Annotated in this window: 20 protein-coding genes and 1 tRNA gene; 17 read left to right on the top strand and 4 right to left on the bottom strand. The window is 62.4% G+C overall.

The window, feature by feature from the left end; all coding sequences use genetic code 11:
* The first annotated feature begins 302 nt into the window (after positions 1 to 302).
* The gene (locus K6118_RS03485; RefSeq protein WP_247118830.1) at positions 303 to 1,133 is read left to right on the top strand and encodes an undecaprenyl-diphosphate phosphatase; all 831 of its coding nucleotides are present in this window, start codon (positions 303 to 305) and stop codon (positions 1,131 to 1,133) included.
* On the opposite strand, the gene K6118_RS03480 is transcribed toward K6118_RS03485, so the two are convergent.
* On the bottom strand, positions 1,130 to 2,086 hold the full coding sequence (locus tag K6118_RS03480; protein ID WP_247118829.1) for a complex I NDUFA9 subunit family protein: 957 nt from the start codon (positions 2,084 to 2,086) through the stop codon (positions 1,130 to 1,132). The genes K6118_RS03485 and K6118_RS03480 overlap by 4 nt on opposite strands.
* 207 nt (positions 2,087 to 2,293) lie before the next feature.
* Here K6118_RS03480 and K6118_RS03475 point away from each other — a divergent pair.
* Positions 2,294 to 2,380 (top strand) — tRNA-Leu (locus K6118_RS03475).
* Between the two features lie 48 nt (positions 2,381 to 2,428).
* Here K6118_RS03475 and K6118_RS03470 read toward each other — a convergent pair.
* Positions 2,429 to 3,229, bottom strand: coding sequence for a thioesterase family protein (locus K6118_RS03470; RefSeq protein ID WP_247118828.1), 801 nt, complete (start codon positions 3,227 to 3,229; stop codon positions 2,429 to 2,431).
* Between the two features lie 218 nt (positions 3,230 to 3,447).
* Here K6118_RS03470 and K6118_RS03465 point away from each other — a divergent pair, with 218 nt between their 5' ends.
* From K6118_RS03465 to K6118_RS03425, 9 genes are all read left to right on the top strand, one after another.
* On the top strand, positions 3,448 to 4,062 hold the full coding sequence (locus K6118_RS03465; RefSeq protein ID WP_247118827.1) for a ribonuclease D: 615 nt from the start codon (positions 3,448 to 3,450) through the stop codon (positions 4,060 to 4,062).
* 15 nt (positions 4,063 to 4,077) lie between these two features.
* Positions 4,078 to 4,803 (top strand): LPS export ABC transporter periplasmic protein LptC, encoded by a 726-nt coding sequence (lptC, locus tag K6118_RS03460; RefSeq protein ID WP_247118826.1) that lies wholly within the window; start codon positions 4,078 to 4,080, stop codon positions 4,801 to 4,803.
* Positions 4,800 to 5,378 (top strand): LptA/OstA family protein, encoded by a 579-nt coding sequence (locus K6118_RS03455; RefSeq protein ID WP_247118825.1) that lies wholly within the window; start codon positions 4,800 to 4,802, stop codon positions 5,376 to 5,378. Before lptC ends, K6118_RS03455 begins: the two co-directional genes overlap by 4 nt.
* A 194-nt stretch (positions 5,379 to 5,572) precedes the next feature.
* Positions 5,573 to 6,340: an LPS export ABC transporter ATP-binding protein gene (lptB, locus tag K6118_RS03450; protein WP_247118824.1), complete on the top strand. Its 768-nt coding sequence runs from the start codon at positions 5,573 to 5,575 to the stop codon at positions 6,338 to 6,340.
* A gap of 12 nt (positions 6,341 to 6,352) precedes the next feature.
* Positions 6,353 to 7,942 (top strand): RNA polymerase factor sigma-54, encoded by a 1,590-nt coding sequence (gene rpoN, locus K6118_RS03445; protein WP_247118823.1) that lies wholly within the window; start codon positions 6,353 to 6,355, stop codon positions 7,940 to 7,942.
* A 388-nt stretch (positions 7,943 to 8,330) separates the two neighbouring features.
* Positions 8,331 to 8,918, top strand: coding sequence for a ribosome hibernation-promoting factor, HPF/YfiA family (hpf, locus tag K6118_RS03440; RefSeq protein ID WP_247118822.1), 588 nt, complete (start codon positions 8,331 to 8,333; stop codon positions 8,916 to 8,918).
* A 99-nt stretch (positions 8,919 to 9,017) separates the two neighbouring features.
* On the top strand, positions 9,018 to 9,479 hold the full coding sequence (gene ptsN / locus K6118_RS03435; protein WP_247118821.1) for a PTS IIA-like nitrogen regulatory protein PtsN: 462 nt from the start codon (positions 9,018 to 9,020) through the stop codon (positions 9,477 to 9,479).
* Between the two features lie 158 nt (positions 9,480 to 9,637).
* Entirely contained in the window at positions 9,638 to 10,150 is a 513-nt protein-coding gene (locus K6118_RS03430) for an Mpo1 family 2-hydroxy fatty acid dioxygenase (protein ID WP_247118820.1), read from the top strand.
* A gap of 114 nt (positions 10,151 to 10,264) precedes the next feature.
* Entirely contained in the window at positions 10,265 to 10,831 is a 567-nt protein-coding gene (locus K6118_RS03425; protein WP_247118819.1) for a cytochrome b/b6 domain-containing protein, read from the top strand.
* A 24-nt stretch (positions 10,832 to 10,855) separates the two neighbouring features.
* Here the strand turns inward: K6118_RS03425 and K6118_RS03420 are convergent, their stop codons facing one another.
* On the bottom strand, positions 10,856 to 13,354 hold the full coding sequence (locus tag K6118_RS03420; RefSeq protein WP_247118818.1) for a cation-translocating P-type ATPase: 2,499 nt from the start codon (positions 13,352 to 13,354) through the stop codon (positions 10,856 to 10,858).
* An 85-nt stretch (positions 13,355 to 13,439) separates the two neighbouring features.
* The gene (locus tag K6118_RS03415; protein WP_247118817.1) at positions 13,440 to 14,897 is read right to left on the bottom strand and encodes a phospholipase D-like domain-containing protein; all 1,458 of its coding nucleotides are present in this window, start codon (positions 14,895 to 14,897) and stop codon (positions 13,440 to 13,442) included.
* Positions 14,898 to 15,055: 158 nt separating this feature from the next.
* Between K6118_RS03415 and ccmA the strand changes: the two genes are divergently transcribed.
* The 6 genes from ccmA to K6118_RS03385 all read left to right on the top strand — a co-directional run bounded on the left by ccmA (position 15,056) and on the right by K6118_RS03385 (position 19,855).
* A complete protein-coding gene (gene ccmA / locus K6118_RS03410; RefSeq protein ID WP_247118816.1) occupies positions 15,056 to 15,736 on the top strand; it encodes a heme ABC exporter ATP-binding protein CcmA in 681 nt (226 codons plus the stop codon).
* Positions 15,733 to 16,413 carry a heme exporter protein CcmB gene (gene ccmB / locus K6118_RS03405; protein ID WP_247118815.1) on the top strand — a complete coding sequence of 227 codons (681 nt, stop codon included), beginning with the start codon at positions 15,733 to 15,735 and terminating at the stop codon, positions 16,411 to 16,413. Before ccmA ends, ccmB begins: the two co-directional genes overlap by 4 nt.
* Positions 16,414 to 16,485: 72 nt before the next feature.
* Complete coding sequence (locus tag K6118_RS03400) at positions 16,486 to 17,205, top strand: heme ABC transporter permease (protein ID WP_281500573.1); 720 nt, start codon at positions 16,486 to 16,488, stop codon at positions 17,203 to 17,205.
* A complete protein-coding gene (gene ccmD, locus K6118_RS03395) occupies positions 17,205 to 17,369 on the top strand; it encodes a heme exporter protein CcmD (protein ID WP_247118814.1) in 165 nt (54 codons plus the stop codon). Before K6118_RS03400 ends, ccmD begins: the two co-directional genes overlap by 1 nt.
* Before the next feature lie 3 nt (positions 17,370 to 17,372).
* Positions 17,373 to 17,870, top strand: a complete 498-nt coding sequence (gene ccmE, locus K6118_RS03390) for a cytochrome c maturation protein CcmE (protein WP_247118813.1) — start codon at positions 17,373 to 17,375, stop codon at positions 17,868 to 17,870.
* On the top strand, positions 17,870 to 19,855 hold the full coding sequence (locus K6118_RS03385) for a heme lyase CcmF/NrfE family subunit (protein WP_247118812.1): 1,986 nt from the start codon (positions 17,870 to 17,872) through the stop codon (positions 19,853 to 19,855). The genes ccmE and K6118_RS03385 overlap by 1 nt, the downstream gene beginning before the upstream one ends.

The raw sequence follows: 19,855 nt of genomic DNA, 5'->3' as shown, positions 1-19,855 counted from the left end.
GGTCGTCGGCAAAGCCTCCATCCTGACACGTAATTTTAGTAACCTTGGTTTCGGTGTTGCGCACTATAAATTCAAAAATCATGAATTTCACGCAAAAAATAGCTGATAGGTCATGATTGCTGACTTATATTTCGTAAGTCCTTTATTTTTAATGAATCTTCCGGCCCCTGTCACGGGATATTTAGTACCATTATTGTACTAAATAGAGTATCGCGGGCAATGAAAGGCCCTGCTATACAGAATCAGCATAAGAATCCGGGGCACGTTCGAGGCCCTGAAAACAAGGGGGAGGACAAAGCGCCATGACGGCCTTGCACCTTTTTTTCCTGGCCATCGTCCAGGGCATTACTGAGTTCCTGCCAATCAGCTCGTCAGGCCACCTGATCCTCATCCCCGTCCTTACCGGCTGGCCCGACCAGGGCCTGCTGATGGACGTGTCGGTCCATGTCGGCACGCTGGCCGCCGTGCTTCTCTATTTCCGGGAAGACACCAAGGGCCTGTTCCTCGCCTTTCTCGGCGCCTGCGGGGTCGCCCCGGCCAGGCGCGCGGTCGAGAATACCATCTACGGCAAGATGTTCTGGTATCTGGTCGTCGCCACCATCCCGGTGGTGATCGTCGGCGGCATTTTCGAGGTAACCGGCCTTGAAGATGCCATGCGGCTCGCCAGCATCATCGCGGCGACCTCGATCATCTTCGGCATCCTCCTGTTCATCGCCGACCATAAGGGCGCGACCGACAAGATGATGGACAGCATGAAAATGAAACCGGCGCTGATCGTCGGCCTTGCGCAAGTGCTGGCGCTGATCCCCGGCACCAGCCGCTCCGGCATCACCATGACCGCGGCCCGCTGGCTCGGCTTCCAGCGTCAGGAAGCAGCGCGATTCTCCATGCTGCTGTCGATCCCGACCATCATGGCTGCAGGCACCCTGGGGGCCATCGACCTCGTCAAGACCGGGAACGAGCTTGTGTGGGTCCATGCGGCGTTCGCCGCCGGCGTCTCCTGCCTCGCCGCGCTGGCCGCCATCTATATGATGATGCGCTGGCTGAGCCACGCCAACATGACCATCTTCGTGGCCTACCGCGTCCTGCTCGGCCTCGGGCTCTTCTACCTTATCTGGACGGGTGTGGTTTAAGAACCACGCCCTGACGCCGGACCGAACTGTCCGCCGACCCGGTACTGGGTCAGATACTGCGGCAGCACCGCCTCGAACCCGTTCGGGGCGATGCCCAGCGCCTTGAAGCCCTTGGACCCCGGGCTTACCACATTGTCACTTCTCAGAAGCCGGACCTGGTCCCGCGTGAGCGGCGGGGCGGGCAGAAGCCCAAGGAAGGTCGCCTGCAGCATGGCAAGCCCCCACGGCAGGCGGTAGATGCTCCGGTGCAGGCCGATCCTGTCCATCATCAGGGTGAGAAGCTCACGGAGCGTCATCACCTCCGGCCCGCCAAGCTCGAACGTTTCGCCTGCGACACCGTCCCCGCCCAGGCTCGCGCGCACCACCGCCGCAGCCACATCATTCACCGTCACCGGCTGGAATTTGGTTTCGGTGCCCGGAAGCGGCAGGAACGGCAGCTTGTGGGCAAGCGCCGCGAAACGGTTGAAGAAGCCGTCCTCCGGGCCGATCACCAGGCTCGGCCGCAGGATGGTGGCATCCGGAAAGGCCGCGCGCACGGCAGCCTCCCCCGCCGCCTTGGTGCGGGCGTATTCGGACTTTGAGGCCGGGTCAGCCCCAAGCGCGGACATCTGCACGAAAGTTTGCACCCCGGCTTCGGCGGCGGCCACCGCCAGACGCCCCGCGCCCTCAGCCTGAAGCGCGCTGAAGGTCTGCTTGCCGCTGTTATAGAGCACCCCGACCAGATTGATCACCGCATCCGCCCCACTGGCCGCGCGCCGCACCGAGGCCTCATCCCTGAGGTTCGCCGCCATCAGCTGGATTTGGCCGACATCCCCCAAGGGCTTCAGGAACAGGGCTTCATTGGGGTGCCGTACGGCGACACGCACCGCATCGCCACGGTCGGCCAACCGTTCCACCACATAGCGGCCGATGAAACCGGAGCCGCCAAAAACAGTCACCAATCGCCGGGACATGTGATTCTCTCCTTGCCGATAACAAGAGCACAAAACAGTCTACCCCGAACCGGGGGTCATGACCAAATACGGACGACGGCAATGGGCGGATCACCCAAGGGTTTCCGGCCCCCGTCAAAATAAATTCACAAAGTTTGGTATTTTTGCGCGTGGACGCTTGACAGCAGGGATGAAGGCACGCTAAATCCGCGCCACTAATTCTACGGTGCCCAGATGGCGGAATTGGTAGACGCGCTAGCTTCAGGTGCTAGTGTCCGTATGGACGTGGAGGTTCGAGTCCTCTTCTGGGCACCAATTCAAAAACCCGCTCACCCGAGCGGGTTTTGTGTTTTCTGGGCCAACTCACCCCCGCTCGAAATAGACCATGCACTGGCGTGAGAGCGCGACGAGCTCGCCGTCTTCGGTAAAGATGGTGCCGGACTGCTGGCTGTAGCCGTCCGCGGCGTGTTCGAGCACATAATCCAGATAGAACCATTCGGCCGTCACCTCGTGCGGGTCGCGCACGAATTCAAGCGACCAGCTGAGCGAGCTGCTGACTACCGGCTTGGTGTAATGCGACATCATCACCGGCGGCGGGATGTCGGCGATGGCGACGATGCGTTCCACCGGCCAGGCGCTCAGGTCCTCCTTATGGCGCACCCATTTGCCGAGGCGCCTGTCCTTGCTGCCCGAAAGCGGAATGCCGCCCCCGGTCCAGTGGACATCAAAATACTGCAGGAACGGCGGGCGCATCGGCCCCATGGCCACGGCCGGGACGCTGTCCCGCGGCTCCGGCTTGAAGACGGCGGTGGCTGCGGCACTTTCGGTGTCCCGCGCCTGACCGAAGGCCGCCAGAGCCTGCACACAGACGGCGTCTCCGTCCCGCACCTCGGCCGAGGCCTGGCTGACGTTGCGGCCCGCGCGCGCGAGCCGGGCATCCACCGTGACGGGACCGGCCGGAACCGGCCCGACGAAGGACACCATCAGTGAACGGATGGTCTTTTCCTCGGGCAGCACTTCGCGCATCCCGGTCACGGCCAGGGCTGCAGCAAGCCCGCCGAAAGCCGCGCGGCCCTGCATCCAGCTGGCGCTGACCTCAGTCAGCTTGCCGCCGCTTGCCTGCAGCCGTGCCAGAATGTCCGCCATACTCAGCTCTGTCGTCATATCGGCTTCCTTTGCCTCATATCCTGCTTTCTTCCTAGAGGTAGCCCTGAGACGGCCGGGGGCAAGCCCAAACACGACACCTGCACAGGTCCATACGGGCCAAAAACTTCGCTGAAACTTCGCCTTGGCGCGGCCTTAAGGCTCGCTTATTGTCCTTTTTTCTGCCACAAGGCTGCCTATACTGTTGTGACGAAGAATTAGGGACGAACGGAAAGACAATGGCAATCCACCTTCATGAAGGCGACCTGCCGGACGGGCTCGATTTCGGGGCCTCGGTCGCGGTCGACAGCGAAACCATGGGCCTCAACCCGCACCGGGACAGGCTGTGCGTGGTGCAATTGTCCGCAGGCGACGGCAATGCCCATCTGGTGCGTTTTGGGAAGGGCGAATACAACGCCCCGAACCTGAAGGCGCTGATGGCCAACCCGGATGTCACCAAGATTTTCCATTATGCCCGCTTCGATGTCGCGGTGATCAAAAAGTATCTGGGTGTGGATACCACGCCCATCTATTGCACCAAGATCGCGTCCAAGCTGGTGCGCACCTATACCGACCGCCATGGCCTCAAGGACCTGGTGCGGGAACTGGCGGGTGTCGACCTCAACAAGCAGCAGCAGTCCAGCGACTGGGGCGCCGATGTGATTTCCGACGCCCAGCGCGACTATGCCGCCTCCGACGTGCTTTACCTGCACGCGGCGAAGGAAAAGCTCGATATGATGCTCGCGCGCGAAGGCCGTACCGAACTGGCCGAAGCCGCGTTCCGCTTCCTGCCGGTCCGGGCCGAGCTTGACCTCGCAGGCTTCGAGCCGATGGATATTTTCGCGCACTCGTAAACGGAACAGACCTCAATGGCGCGCCAGCAGACACCGGAGCATTTTACCAGCGAACGCGCGGCCCGCACGGAAGCCCGCGCGGCGCTGATGCCGGTGCCGCATGCCAGCGCCGAAAGCCCGGCGTGGGACCGCTTCATCCGGCTGATGCGCGTGACTTTGCCGGCCTCGGCCGCCATTCTCGGCGCTGTCACGGTTTTGTGGCCGTTCCTGAATGACACCGAGGTGAGCTTCACGCTCTCGAAGGACGATGTCGCCAAAAGCGACGGCCAGATCCGCATGACCAAGATGCGCTACACCGGCACCGATTCCGTCAACCGGCTTTTCAAGGTGGAAGCCGCCGCGGGCATCCAGGACACGCCGTCCTCGCCGCGCATCCGCCTGAGCGACATCCGCGCCGAGATGGAAGTGGAACCCGGGGTGAAGGCGCACGTCAGCGCCCGCACCGGCATCTATCGGATGAAAGAAAGCACGCTGTCGCTGGTGGGCGGAGTACATGTGGAAACCGGCAACGGCTACCGGCTGGATATGGCGGGCGCCGAAGTGGACCTCAAGGCCCATACGGCCACCGGCCAGGGTGAAATCAACGGTCAGTCGAAGCTCGGCACCATCCGGGCTGGCCATATGGAAATAATCGCGGATAAAGAAGAAGGCACCTTTTCGGGCGGTATTGATATTCATATCACACCGGAACGGCCGGGAAGCCCGGCCAAGGCTGCCAACAGGGATGGAACAGGGAAATGACCAGAAAAGTTTCACACACGATGATGGCGGCCCTTGTGGCGACAGGCCTTCTGGCAACGGGCATTCCGGGCACCGGACTTGCGGGCGCCGCATACGCCCAGTCCGCCCTCAAGAATCATGACACCTACCAAGCGCTCGACATCACCGCCGAACGGCTGGAGATGAAGCAGAAGGAAGGCCGCGCCATCTTCAAGGGTGCCGTCAAGGTCAAGCAGGGCGAGCTGACGCTGACCGCCGACAGCCTGACCGTCTTCTACAAGACCAAGGAAGGCGCCGCCAACCCGGCCGTTTCGCGCCTGAATGCCGAAGGTGACGTCAAGCTCATCTCCTCCACCGAGACACTGTCGGGCGACTGGGGCATCTATGATGTCGACCGCCGCATGGTCACCCTGGGTGGCCATGTTGTCTTCACCCAGGGCGAATCGACCCTGAAGGGTGACCGACTCGAATTCAACCTGGTGACCGGCCTTGCCAAGCTGGACGGCAATGACGCGTCGGGCGGCCAGGTGCGCGGGCGTTTCAGCGTCCCCACCAAGGATGAAGACGAGAAAAAAGACACGCCCAAGGGCCAGTAAGGCCAGGCGGAACCCCCGCCATCCATTAGATTTTCTTGATGAAAAAACCGCCGGAATTCTCTGGCGGTTTTTATTTGTTCATGGTTTATTGAGAAAGCTTATGCATAAAATGAGCCAACACAAAACCCGGCGTTTCCTCCGCCCTAAAGGCTGAGCCTGAGGCAAAGGACGACCCGGTTGTAACGAGGCAAGGTATGAGTCTGAACGGTCACCATAAGGACGCAGCGCGCCAGGGCGCAAACGAGGGCCTGCATGTCATCGAAATCGGCAAGGCCTATAGCGGCCGCCCCGTGCTTCGGGACGTGTCCTTAAGCGTTCACCGCGGTGAGGTCGTCGGCCTTCTGGGCCCGAACGGCGCCGGCAAGACCACCTGCTTCTATTCGATCACCGGGCTTATCACGCCCGACCATGGCCGCGTCGAACTGGACGGCGCCGACCTGACCCACCTGCCCATGTATAGGCGCGCGCGTCTCGGCATCGGCTACCTGCCGCAGGAGACCTCGATCTTCCGCGGCATGACGGTGGAGGAAAATATCCGCGCCGTCCTCGAAGTGGTGGAAAGCGACCGCGCGCTCCGTGACGCCATGCTCAACGAGCTTCTGGAAGAATTCTCGATCACGCACCTGAGGAACACGCCCGCGCTCGCGCTGTCCGGCGGGGAACGCCGCCGCTGCGAGATCGCCCGTGCGCTGGCGGCCCGCCCGAGCTTCGTGCTCTTGGATGAACCGTTCGCCGGTATCGACCCGATCGCCATCGCCGATATCCGCGACCTGACCGCGCACCTGAAGGACCGCGGCATCGGCGTGCTGATCACCGACCACAATGTGCGCGAGACGCTCGATATCATCGACCGTGCCTATATTATTTATGACGGCCATGTCCTGTTTGAGGGCACAGCCGACGCCGTGCTCAAGGACCCGGACGTCCGCCGGGTTTACCTGGGCGAAAGCTTCAGCCTTTAAGGGGGTCCCACCATGGCACTGGCGCCACGTCTGGATCTAAGGCAAAGCCAACAGCTGGTGATGACACCGCAGCTGCAGCAGGCGATCAAGCTTTTGCAGCTCAACAACCTCGAACTCGCCGACTATGTCGCCGAGGAAGTCGAACGCAACCCGATCCTTGAGGTCGGCGACCCTTCGGACCAGGGCGGCGCGGAAGAAGGCGGCGAACACGGCGGTACCGCGTCGGATGACTATCTGCGCGAAGGCGGCGAAAGCGGCGGCGATGGCGGCGAAGGCGGTGACAGCGGCGACGGCGAGCTGATCGCCGCGGACCGCAGCCTGGAAAGCGCGGTCGACACGTCGGACACGTCAGGCGCCGCGCTCGACACCGACTATGGCGAAAACATCTATAACAGCGACGGCGATTCCGACCGGGTCGAAGGCCCGGCATCCGGCAGCCTCAGCTACGAAGGCGGCGGCAGCATCAAGGGCGGCGGCATCGGCGACGACCGCGGGCTCGACCAGACGCTCGAAGGCGAGGAAAATCTCCATGATTTCCTGACCCGCCAGATGATGGTTGCGGTCCATGAGGCGTCCGACCGGCTGATCGCCACCCACCTCATCGATCTTGTCGACGAAGCCGGCTATGTGAATGCCGCGGATGTCGCGGACGTGGCCCCGCGCCTGGGCGCCGAGCCCGAGGATGTGGAGCGGGTGCTTTTGTCGCTGCAGAATCTCGAACCGTCTGGCGTGTTCGCGCGGTCGCTGAGCGAATGCTTGGCGATCCAGTTGAAGGAACAGGACCGCTACGACCCGGCGATGCAGGCGCTTGTCGAGAATCTCGACCTGCTGGCCAAGCGCGACATGACCGCGCTCAAACGCCTGTGCGGGATCGACCAGGAAGACCTGACCGACATGGTCCATGAGCTCCGCGCGCTCAACCCCAAACCCGGCCTCGCCTTCGGGGGTGTCGCGGTCCAGCCGGTGGTGCCCGACATTTTCGTGCAGAAGAACCGCGCCGGCACCTGGGTGGTGGAGCTCAACAGCGACACGCTGCCTAAGGTGCTGATCAACAGCCAATATGTCGCCGAACTCAGCGACATCGGCGGCAGCAAGGAAGCCAGGGCTTTCGTGTCTGAGTGCGTCTCGAACGCCAACTGGCTGGTGAAGGCGCTGGACCAGCGCGCGCGCACCATCCTCAAGGTGGCGACCGCGCTTGTGAAAACCCAAAGCGCTTTCTTCGAGCATGGCGTTCGCTTCCTCAAGCCGCTGACGCTCAAGGACATCGCCGATGAAATCGGGATGCACGAATCGACCGTTTCGCGCGTCACCAACAACAAGTTCATGTCGTGCCCGCGCGGCATGTTCGAGCTGAAATATTTCTTCACCTCGTCGATCTCGGCGGCCGACGGCGGCGACGCCCATTCGGCCGAATCGGTCAAATACCGCCTGAAGGAACTGATCGACGCCGAAGATCCGAAGAAAATCCTGTCCGACGACAAGCTGGTCACGCTGATGAAAGCCGAAGGCATCGATATCGCCCGGCGCACGGTTGCCAAATACCGGGAGGCGCTCCGGATCCCGTCCTCGGTCGAGCGCCGCCGCCAGAAAAACATGGGCTGACGCAAGGGAAAATCGGGGTTCGGCCAGGCGGTTCTGTGAGGGCCGGGATCAGGCCCGGAAGCCACACCGCAAACAGGATAACCAGTCACACGCTGCCCGGCCGCCTGAGTCGTCCAGCCCGAAACGCCCGTCCCCTGAAAAACGCCCGAAAACGCCTTTTCAAAAGAGCTTTATTTTCAGAAATTTGACTTAGATCAACGCCGATTAACCTCCCTTATACCAGCTTTTGTGCTAAGCTTTTTAAACCGGTCGCAAGGGCCGGAACAGGCGGCGGAGGAAAGCGTGAAAAACACCATAACCGAAAAGCTTGCCGCCGAACGGATCGCCACGATCCGTCGTACCAGTAAGGCTGTGCCTCCCACAGCCTGAGAAAGGAAGATTGGCACCTATGGAAATCAATGTAACTGGACGGAAAATGAATGTCGGCGAAGCACTTACAAGCCATGCGGAAGCCGGCCTCGTTACCATAGCGGACAAATATTTCACCCGCGCCGTTGATGCATCCGCGACATTCGCGAAAGAGGGGCACCTTTACAGAACGGACATATCGTTACACGCCAATCAAGGGATCAATATGCAGGGCCGTGCCGAGGCGAATGATCCCTATGTCGCCTTCGACCTGGCAGCAGAAAAAGTCGAAAAACAGTTGCGTCGGTACAAGCGACGCCTTAAGAACCACCACGCTTTGCCGCAACGAGAAGCGGAAATGGAGCTTTCGAGCTATTCCGTTATCCAGCGTATCGACGGTGAAGAAGTGAATGTTGCCCCAGAAGGGGCAGGCGAAGATGAACAGCCGATCATTATCGCCGAGAGCAAGAAAGCGATCCCGAACGTTACGGTCGGGGATGCGGTCATGTTGATGGACCTGGCGGATGCCAATGCCTTCATGTTCCGCAATAAGAAGAGCGATCTGCTTGAGGTGGTTTACCGCCGTACCGATGGCAATATCGGCTGGATCAGCCCGGGCGCCAACTAGGCAGGCGCCATACAGGTAGGAAACACCGTTAAGAGGTGCACCGGGCCTGAGGCTGCATAGGAAACCCGCAGCAGTCGGGCCCGGTTAAAGAGAAGTGCAATGGAAATCGAAGACCTGCTTTCAGCAGACAATGTCGTTGCTGACTTTAAAGCTTCGAGTAAAAAACAGACGATCCAGGCCCTGTCGCGTAAACTGGCCGCGCATTTAGGTCTCGATCCACGTCTGGTGTTTGACAAACTTCTTGATCGCGAACGCCTGGGCAGCACCGGCGTTGGCAAGGGCGTGGCTATTCCCCATGCCCGGATCGAAGGCATCACTGAAATCACCGGCCTGTTCGCCCGGCTTGCCGCGCCGATCGATTTCGATTCGGTCGACGACCAGCCGGTGGACCTTGTCTTCATGCTGCTGGCCCCGGAAGATGCCGGTGCCGACCACCTGAAGGCCCTGGCCAAAGTTTCGCGCCTCTTGCGCGACGACCGCACCTGCGACAAGCTGCGCCAGACATCGGATGCCAGCGCGCTGTTTGCCATGCTTGCGCAGCCGGCCAGCAACGCCGCCTAAACGGCCGGCCCCAAGTTTCAGGACACCGCCCCCGCGATTGCCGCATGGGGCGGTGTTTTATTATGCCCTCCAGCCCTGCCCCCCACCGTCTCGCTTGCCTTCCGGCACGCCTGGACCCATTCTTACCCTAGGGAATGGGGAAGAAAGGGGAGCTTCCAATGAAAAACTGGTTCTATGAGCAGATGGCCATGTATTCGGCCTACCACCGCGACGGCCGCAACCAGGCCACCCACCATCTGGGCGTGCCGATGATCGTTTTCTCGCTGTTGGTGATCGCCGCCACCGTCCCGCTTACCACGATCAGCGGTGTGAGCGTGACACTGGCGGAAGTGCTGATGGCCGCGCTTGTGTTTTTCTATATTCTGGTGGCGCCGCTGGTCGGGCTGATCGCCGTGCTGATATACGGCGCCCTCACCTATGTCGCCGCCATGGTCGCGGCCCAGGGCAACGCCACCGGCATCTTCGCCATCCTGTTCGTCGTCGGCTGGATCATCCAGTTCATCGGCCACGGCTTCGAAGGCCGCCGCCCGGCGCTTTTCAATAATCTGCTGCAGATTTTCATGGCGCCGTCGTTCCTGATAGCCGAGCTTTTGTTCATGGCCGGGCTGGAACAGGGCCTCAAGGCCGAGATTGGCAAACGCATCGACACCTACCTGCCCAAGGCGGGCTAGTCCCCTCACGCATAACCACCTGCGCGTAGGGACGTTTTCCTGTCAGCGTCCAGACAGCTTGTCTGCGCTATAGTTTCTTTCGGCTAAGGGTCCCGAAAGAAGAAAGGTGGTCCCATGCTTATGCACGGACTGAGGGCCTATCATGCCGCGCTCGCGCTTCTTGCCTTCGCGGCCTATCTGACCAGTGAAGCCGGTATAATCCACGCCTGGCTCGGCTACGGTGTCGTTACCGTCATTGTGATCCGGCTTCTGATGGCCCTGTCGCAAAAACCGGTACTTGGCCTCGCTAAATTCTACCCGCGCTTTAAGGGGCTCAGGCCCGGTAATCTCCATACACATCCGGCAGTGGGCCGCAGCCTTCTGTTCGGGATTGCCCTCTGCCTTGTTGGTGTTACCGCGACGGGCATCCTGATGGATAAAGGCCACGCCCTCGGCATCAGTGGGCAGGAAACCATACAAACAGCCTATGCGGAAACGGAAGGCCATCAGCCCCCGCGTGAGCACCGTCATGAGCGGGATCATGAAGAAGGCGCGGTTGAGGAAATCCACGAAACCTTCGGCAATGCCCTCATGTTCCTGGTCGCCGCCCACATTGGCTATGTCCTGCTGTTCAAACTACCAATGGCCCGGTTCATGCTGTTCATGACCCCAACCAAAAGGGCGGCGAACCGAGACACCTGAGACCTGACCGTCTTTTGAGGTGGGTCAACCCCCACGCATCCGCACAGGCCGGATCGCGGCGCGCACCGCCATTGCCAGGGCGCCCGCCAGAAGGCCGGCCAGGGCCACAAGGCCCCAGTCCGCGAGATGCAGCGGCTCCAGATGCAGACGCGCGGCAAGCCAGGGCATCTGCACAAAAGCAACCAGGCTGGCAAGTTCAGCGGCCACGATCAGCCGCGACACCCGCCCCCGGAGACGGCTGAGCGCCGCGGTCATGCCCGCGCTTGCGCACACCAGCGCGCCAAGCGCCATCGACCGGGCATGAACCACATTCCCCAGGGCATTCCCCGCAGGGCCCAGCGCCAGCTCGAACCCGGCTGAGACCAGGCCTGCCAGCAGAAGACCCGCAACAATAATCAGGCCCCACGCTTTCGGGGCGAAGAAACGGGGCGCGCCGTCCCGCACCGTCGGCAGCAAGGTGCCGCTGGACGGCAGATCCTGGAACACCAGAAGCGCGGTCGGGTGGATAACCAGTTCCAGCCACACGACATGGACCGGCAGATAGAGAAGCGGGTGCCCGACAAGCGGCACCACCGCCGCGCTCAACACGAACGGGATATGGATGAGCAGGAGATAGGCGAACGCCAGTTGCAGATTGAGGAAAAGCTGCCGCCCCTCGGCGATCGCACCGACAATGGTGCGGAAATTGTCGTCCAGCAGGACGATGGATGCCACCTCACGGGCGCTTTGGGTACCGCGTTCGCCCATCGCGATCCCGATGTCGGCGCTTTGGAGCGCGGGCACATCATTAACGCCATCGCCGGTCACGGCAACGATTTCGCCGGAACGCCGGAGCGCGCGGACAAGCTCAAGCTTCTGTTCGGGTGTCGCGCGGGCGATCACATCCACATCGGCCAGGGCGTCCGGGGATACATCCTCAAGCTCAAGCGCGTCAGCGAGCATGATATGCGGGTTCTCCCCGCCAAGCCCGATCGCGCGGGCGATGGCCTCTGCCGTCGCAGGATGGTCGCCTGTGACCATGATAACGCGGATTCCCGCCTGCCTGCAGGCGGCAATGGCCTCTTCCACCCCATCCCGAAGCGGGTCCTCAAAGGCCAGAAGCCCCAGAAACTCAAACCCGTCACCAGGCTCGGCGCTGTCCGCGTCTGCCGCTTCCATAAAACGGGCGGCAACGGCGATCACCTTATGACCGGTGGAGGCAAAGCGGGTGACCTGGGCACGCCAGTCTTCAAGGACGCCACCTTCAAGCCCGCACACGCCGAAGATGGTCTCCGGCGCGCCTTTGGCGACGGCAGCGATACAGCCGTCCGGAAGGCGCACAAGCGCTGTTTCGCGCCGCCTGTCCTCGGTGAAGGCGAAGACGGTAAGCGGTGTGGCTTCGATGGCCGTCGCCTCCTTCAGAAGCGCGATATCGAGCGGATCGCCGCTTTCTTCCCGCGCGGCCAGTGCCGCCCAGGCGGCCAGGTCTCCCTGATTTTCGTGCCCGGTCATGCCTTCCGCCGGAAGCTGATGCATCAGGACCAGCGTCCCTTCCGTCAGCGTCCCGGTCTTGTCGGAGCAGATGCAGCTCAGCCGGCCGATATTCTCAACCACCACCGCCCGCCGGACCAGTGCCTGCCTGCGCGCGAGCCTGTAGACCCCGACGCCGAGAAAGAAGGTAAAGACGACTGGAAATTCCTCCGGCAAGGCGGCGACCGCCAGGGTCGCGGCGCTTAGAAACGCGTCAACGAGGCCATAGCCCTGCGCAAGCCGGATCGCGGCCAAGAGCGCGCACAGGAACAAGGCTGCCGCCAGCATAACCATGACCAGCCTGCCCACAGCTTTCTGGAGCGGCGTGCGCCCCTTGCTGCCCGCGAGCGCCGAACGGCTGATTTCACCATAAAGCGTGGCCCCGCCGGTATTGATGGTCCACATCTGTGCCCGCCCGGTCAGCAAGCGGGTGCCGGCAAAAACCCAATGTGCCCCGTCAGCTGCGCGCGTATGGGCCGTAATCCCGGCCATTGGCTGTTTGCGAACCGGGAACGCTTCGCCCGTCAGCGAAGATTCATCAGCCTGAAGGCCTTCCCCCGCAACGATGATGCCATCGGCCGGGACAAGTTCCCCCGCCGCGATCTCCAGCAGATCGCCCGGCACGATCATCCGTGCGGGCATCATGGCCCAGTCGCCATCCCGCAGCACTTTCGCCTGCGCGGCCAACCGGCTCGCCAGGCCCTGGGTCGACGCCTGGGTGCGCCGGTGCAGGTAGGCATCCATCCCGACAAGCGGAACCATCGCCACCATCAGTACCAGCGCTTCAGTGCGCTCCCCCATGAAAGCGAACAGGAGGCTGACCACGACCAGAAACCAGATCATGGGGTCAAGGGCAGTGTTGCGGACAAGGTCCCGCCACGAAGACGGCGGGGAGACGACGATATCGTTATAGCCCAGGCGCGCCTGGCGGGCGGCTGCTTCAGCCGTCGTCAGCCCCTTGCCGGTTTCCTGAAAATCGGCCAAACGGTCCGGCGGTATGGGATGGCTCGGCATCCGGAAGCGCTCTCCTTCACACAGGCAATAGCCAGAAGTGTGAGCCTGCCACGGTGCGACCACAGCGGCAAGCCGGTGTCAGGCTTTATAGATAAGGACTGGCGAGCCACAGCACCCGGCCGAGCGCGCGGGAGAGGCGCGGACGGCCATCCAGCTCCTGCAGGCCGAGCGGGCTGGCACTTTCGAACCGCGCCTTGACCCAGTCGGACATCGTCTTGGCAAAGCCGCGGTCATAGCATTCGACATTGAATTCGAAATTCAGCTTCAGCGAGCGCGCGTCCCAATTGGAGGAGCCGAACAATACCCAGGCGTCATCGACCACCATCAGCTTCGAATGGTCGAACGGCGGTGGGGACAGATGGAACCGACACCCGGCCTCAATCAGCTGGCGCACCCCGGCCAGGCTGGTGATACCGAAAAGCGGCAAGTTGTTCTTTTCGGGTATCAGGATATCCACCTGCACGCCCCGTAGCGACGCCTGCTTGAGCGCAGCGGTGAGCGCTTCCTCCGGCAGGAAATAAGGCGTGACAATGCTAACCCTCCGGCGTGCGGACGCCAGCGCGCTTTCGATGATCATCGCCGTCTTGTCATTGGGTTCATCCGGGCCATCGGCAATCGCACGGGCAGCGACGCCGTCGCTTATGGGTTCGACCACCGGCATCCAGATATTTTCATCCAGCTCTTCCCCGCAGGAAAAGGCCCAGTCGTCGGCGAAGGCATCCATCATCTGGCTCACCACCGGGCCTTCAAGGCGGAAGTGCGTGTCCTGCACGCGTGGTTTGCCGTTTTCATCTTCCAGATGGTGGCGGCGGATATTCATGCCACCCGCGAAGCCGGTGACACCATCGACGATCAGGAGCTTGCGGTGGGTGCGCAGATTGAAGAAGGCCAGCCGCCAGCTGAGGCGGGCGGGGTTGAAGGTCGCAACCTCGATGCCCCGGCGGCGAAGCAGGTTGGAGACCGGCTTGAGACCATACAGGTTGCCAACCGCATCAACCAGCACCCGCACTTTCACACCGCGTTCGTGCGCGCGGGCGAGCGCGCCGATGAAGCGCCGCCCCGCCTGGTCGGCCTGAAAAATATAGGTGGTGAGCGCGACTGTGTAGGACGCGTTATCGATTGCCTCGATCATCGCGTCATAGGCCTCGCGCCCACCCATGAGCGGCGTGATGCGGTTGCCGAGGGTAAGCGGGGTCCGCGTCACCCTGCCGGCCAGCTTGGCATGGGCGCGCCAGCGCGTCGGCGCCTTCGTGCCAGCCTCCAGAAGCGACGGGCCCGCCGGATCGGTCAGCACCCCGGTCCGGGGCGCGAGGCCGCGCTTGATCCGGGTCATGCGCGCGCGGCGGCGGATACGGTTCATGCCGAAAAGGACGTAAAAGATAATGCCGAAACCGGGCGCAAGCCAGACGAGGCCGAGCCACGCCACCGCGGACCTGACCTGGGTCTTGGTCCTCAGGATATGGCTGCTCGCCAGAAACTGCACGCAGAACACAAAGGCTGCGATCAACAGGCCATTAGACCATGTGGTGATGTCCAGGCTCATAAGCCTCCCCGCTTACACGCTTCCTATTCCATATAGGGCATGAGGGGCCCATCGGAAAGGCCCAGAAAAACAGAGACTTGAGTAAATCGAGCACAAAGCGGAGCTGGGGCGTCATTCTTTGCTTGTTCGCGCGCGGCGGCTTGGGTAGCGTGACCGCCATGGACACACCCGAACCCTCATTCGATGCCAAAGCCCTGTCGGCGCACGGCCTTGCCTGCCGCCGCGGCGGCCGCATGGTGTTCGAAGGGCTCGATTTTTCGGTGGAGCCGGGCGCGCTTCTTTATCTGCGCGGCGCCAACGGCAGCGGCAAGTCGACTCTCCTCCGCCTGATCGCAGGATTTGTTCCTGCCGCGGATGGCGAGCTGATGTACGGTGACGACGCCTGGGGCACGGGCGATGCCGCGCTATCGGAAGCGGTGGTGTATGTCGGCCATGACCATGGCCTCAAACCCGCGCTTACCTTACGGGAAAACTGTCAGACCTACGCGCGCATCATGACCGGTAAGTCCTTGTCGGAAAACGTACTTTATGACGCCGCCGAGACCTTCGCGCTCGACCGGCTCCTCGACCAAGCCGTGCGGTTTTTCTCAAGCGGGCAACGCCACCGGGCCAGTTTGATGCGGTTTCTGCTCGCGGACCGGCCGGTATGGCTGATGGACGAGCCAACGGTCGGGCTCGATGCTGACAACCGCGAAAAACTGGCCGGTCTGATGACCCGGCACCTGGCGCGCGGCGGCCTTATCCTGGCGGCGACCCACGATCCGATCGGTGTTGCAGGGGCAACAGTTGACGTCTCCCAATATGCTGCACGTGCAACAGTTCAGGAGGGCTGGCTATGAGCACGCCCTTGTCCGCCACTTTCCGTGCCATTTTGATGCGCGATATCCGCCTCGCCTGGTCGCAGGGTGGCACCGGCACCATGGCTTTGAGCTTCTTCATGATTGCGGTCACGCTGTTCGCGTTCGGGGTTGGACCGGAACCCCAAGTGCTCGCGCGCATCGCCGCCGGGGTGATCTGGGTGGTGGCGCTTCTGGCGTGCCTTCTCAGCCTCGACCGGCTTTATCAGGCCGATTATGAGGACGGCAGCCTTGACGATCTTGCGCTTAGCCCGCTTGGCCTCACCGGTGTCGCGGCGGCGAAAATTCTCGCGCACTGGCTGGCGACCGTCGTGCCGCTGATCCTGATCGCGCCGCTCCTCGGCATGTTCATGAACTTGGCCCCGGAAGGCTACGGCATCCTGCTCCTGAGCTTGCTTGTCGGCACACCGGCCCTCAGCCTGATCGGATCGATCGGCGCAGCGCTCACCGTCTCGGTCAGACGCGGCGGGGTTCTGATGGCGCTTCTGGTGCTGCCACTTTATATTCCGACCCTGATCTTCGGGGTCGGCGCGGTCGATGCCGCCATGGGCATGGTCGGCTCCAGCGCGAACCTGGCGCTTCTGGGCGCAGTGACGCTGGTGGCGCTGGCGATCGGGCCTTTCGCGTCCGCCGCGGCGCTCCGTCTCGCGCTTGAATAGGCTGCCCGTAAACATACCGTGAGGCATCACGTCGCACTTGCTGTAACGCCCGGATAGCGATAGGAAAAGTCCATGCATAGATTCGCCAATCCCGCCGAGTTCAATCGTCTGGCAGACCGGATATTACCCTGGGCTATCGCCGTTATGGCGATCAGCCTCGTCGCCGGCCTGTATCTGGCGCTGATCGGCAGCCCGCCCGACTATCAGCAGGGCGAAAGCGTGCGCATCATGTATATCCATGTGCCCGCCGCCTGGATGGCGATGTTCACCTATATGGTGATGGCTGGCGCAAGCTTCGTCGCCATCGTCTGGCGCCACCCGCTGGCCGAACTGGCGGGCAAGGCGGCCGCACCCATCGGCGCCACCTTCACCGCGCTGGCGCTCATCACCGGCAGCCTGTGGGGCAAGCCCATGTGGGGCACCTACTGGCAGTGGGACGGCCGCATGACCTCCGTCCTCGTGCTGTTTTTCCTCTATCTCGGCTATATGGCGATCTGGCACGGGTTCGACGATGAGGAAAAGGCCGGCCGCGCCGCCGCGATCCTCGCGCTTGTCGGCGTCGCCAATATCCCGATCATCAAATTCTCGGTCGACTGGTGGAACACGCTGCACCAGCCTGCCAGCGTCTTCCGCATGGGCGGACCGACGATCGCCGATTCCATGCTTTGGCCCTTGTTCATCATGGCGACAGCTTTCCAGGCGTATTTTGTCGTCGTGTTCCTGTGGCGCATGAAGCTTGAGATCAATCAGCGCAAACTCAGCGTGATGAACAGAGCCGAGGTTTACGGCTGATGGCAAATTTTTTCCATATGGGCGGCTATGCCGTTTTCGTCTGGTCGGCGTACGGCATCAGCACCGTGGCGCTTGTCTGGCTTGCCGTCTCCAGCCTCAGGGCGAGCAGGACGACCCGCAAGCGCGTTGAAGCCCTGCGCGCGCGTCGCCGCAAGGAAGGATAAGCCATGGCCGCACCGAAAAAATCCAAGGGGCTGAAAACGCGCAAGCGCCAGCGTCTTGTCATTGTCTCGGCCGCGCTCATCGCCATTGTCGGTGCGATCATCCTGATCACTTTCGCGCTCGGCGGCGACAGCCTGAACCTGTATCTGCAGCCAAGCGCGGTGATGGAAAAACAGGTGCCCGCAGGCAAGCGCTTCCGCCTGGGCGGCCTTGTCGCCACCGGCTCCTTCCACCGGGACACCGACGGCCTGACCTACCTGTTCACGGTGACCGACTGTGCAGTCGATATTCCGGTCAAGTTCAAGGGCCTGCTGCCGGACCTGTTCCGTGAGGGCCAGGGTGTCGTGACCGAAGGCCGCCTCAACAAGCAGGGTGTCTTCGTCGCCGAAACCGTGCTCGCGAAGCACGACGAGAATTACACGCCGCCGGGCACCGCCCCCAAGAACGCCGAAGCCTGCAGCCACCCGGAAGCGCTGTCGGCCCTCAAGAAAGGCGGCCGTTGATGGCACCTGAGATCGGACATTTCGCGCTCGTCATGGCGCTCATGCTGGCGCTTTTGGGCGCGAGCGTGCCGCATATCGGCATCCACCTTGGCAACCGCCGCCTGATGGCGCTGGCCGACCGTGTCGCCGTCGGCCTGTTCCTGATGGTCGCCATTTCCTTCGGCTGCCTGATGTATAGTTTCGTGACCTCGGACTTTTCGGTCCTGCTGGTCGCCGCGAACAGCCATACCGCCAAGCCGATGCTCTATAAAATTTCCGGCGTGTGGGGGAACCACGAAGGCAGCCTGATGCTGTGGATCCTGATCCTGACCGTCTTCGCCGCCGCGGTTTCGCTGGCCGGGCGCAAGCTGCCGCTGCATTTTCGCGCGCGTGTGCTGTCGGTCCAATGCCTGCTCGCGGTCGGTTTCCTCTTGTTCATATTGCTCACCAGCAACCCGTTCCTGCGCCTCAATCCCGCGCCCGCTGAAGGCAACGGCCTGAACCCGCTATTGCAGGACCCCGGCCTCGCCTTCCATCCGCCGATGCTGTACCTCGGCTATGTCGGGCTTTCGGTCTCCTTCTCCTTCGCGGTCGCAGCGCTGATTGACGGCGAAGTGACGCCCCTCTGGGCCCGCTGGGTCCGCCCATGGACGCTGATGGCCTGGATTTTCCTGACCGGCGGCATCGCGCTTGGCAGCTGGTGGTCCTATTACGAGCTCGGCTGGGGCGGCTGGTGGTTCTGGGACCCGGTCGAGAATGCCAGCTTCATGCCGTGGCTGGCGGCAGCCGCGCTCCTCCATTCCGCCATCGTGGTCGAGAAACGCGACGCGCTTAAAAGCTGGACGATCCTTCTGGCGATCGTCGCCTTTTCCTTCAGCCTCCTCGGCACCTTCCTTGTGCGCTCCGGCGTGCTGACGAGCGTGCACGCCTTCGCGGTTGACCCGGCCCGCGGCATCTTCATCCTGATTTTCCTGGCAATCGCCATTGGCAGCTCGCTGACCCTCTATGCCTGGCGCGCGCCCAAGCTGGTACCCGGTGGCCTATTCGGCATGGTCAGCCGCGAAAGCGCGCTGGTCCTCAATAACATCCTGCTGTCCTGCTTCGCCGCCGTGGTGCTGGTGGGCACGCTGTATCCCTTGGTTATGGAAGCCTTCAACGCTGGCCAGATCAGCGTCGGCGCGCCCTTCTTCAACTATGGCGCCACCGTGCTGATGAGCCCGCTGATCGTCGCGCTCGGTATCGGGCCCCTGCTGGCCTGGAAGCGGGGCCGGTTGAGCCGCGCCGCGCAGATCATGCTCCCGGCGCTGGGTGTCGCGCTTGTGGCAGCGCTTGCGGTGCTGTGGCATTCGTCCGGCCAGCTGATCATGACCGCTGTCGGCCTCGCGCTCGCCGCCTGGCTCATCGCCTCGGTCTTCCTTGAAGTTGCCGAACGCACCCAGCTGTTCAAGAAACCCGGCCGTTTCTGGGCCCGGGCGAAGGCGATCCCGCGCGCAAGCTGGGGCATGAGCCTCGCACACGCCGGGCTGGCCGTCATCGTCCTCGGCATCACCATCAGCACCGCCTGGACCAAGGAAGAGCTGAAGCTGGTAAGCCCCGGTGACACGGTCAAGGTCGGCGCCTATGACTTCCGCTTCAACGGCGTCGCCCCCGTGGCAGGCCCGAACTATACCGCCGTGCGCGCTTTCTTTGACGTGACCAAAAATGGCAAAAAGATCGCCAAGCTGGCGCCTGAGGACCGGGTCTATGCCCATCCGATGATGGAGACGACCGAAGCCGCGATCCGCCCGCTTCTGACCGGGGACCTTTATGCCGTGATCGGCCAGGCCGCAGGCGGCGGTAAATGGTCCGTACGGCTTTATTTCAAACCCTTCATTTCCGGCCTGTGGACCGGCGCGCTGATGATGATGCTGGGCGGCCTGCTGTCCTTGAGCGACCGCCGCCGCCGTATCGGGGCGCCGACGGGCAGCAAGGCCAAAAAGCCGTCCACGAAGCTGAAGGAGGCCTGA

Source organism: Kordiimonas marina (assembly GCF_023006325.1).
In the GTDB taxonomy this organism is placed as follows: Bacteria; Pseudomonadota; Alphaproteobacteria; order Sphingomonadales; family Kordiimonadaceae; genus Kordiimonas; species Kordiimonas marina.
This window is presented reverse-complemented; position numbering and strand designations above follow the sequence as displayed.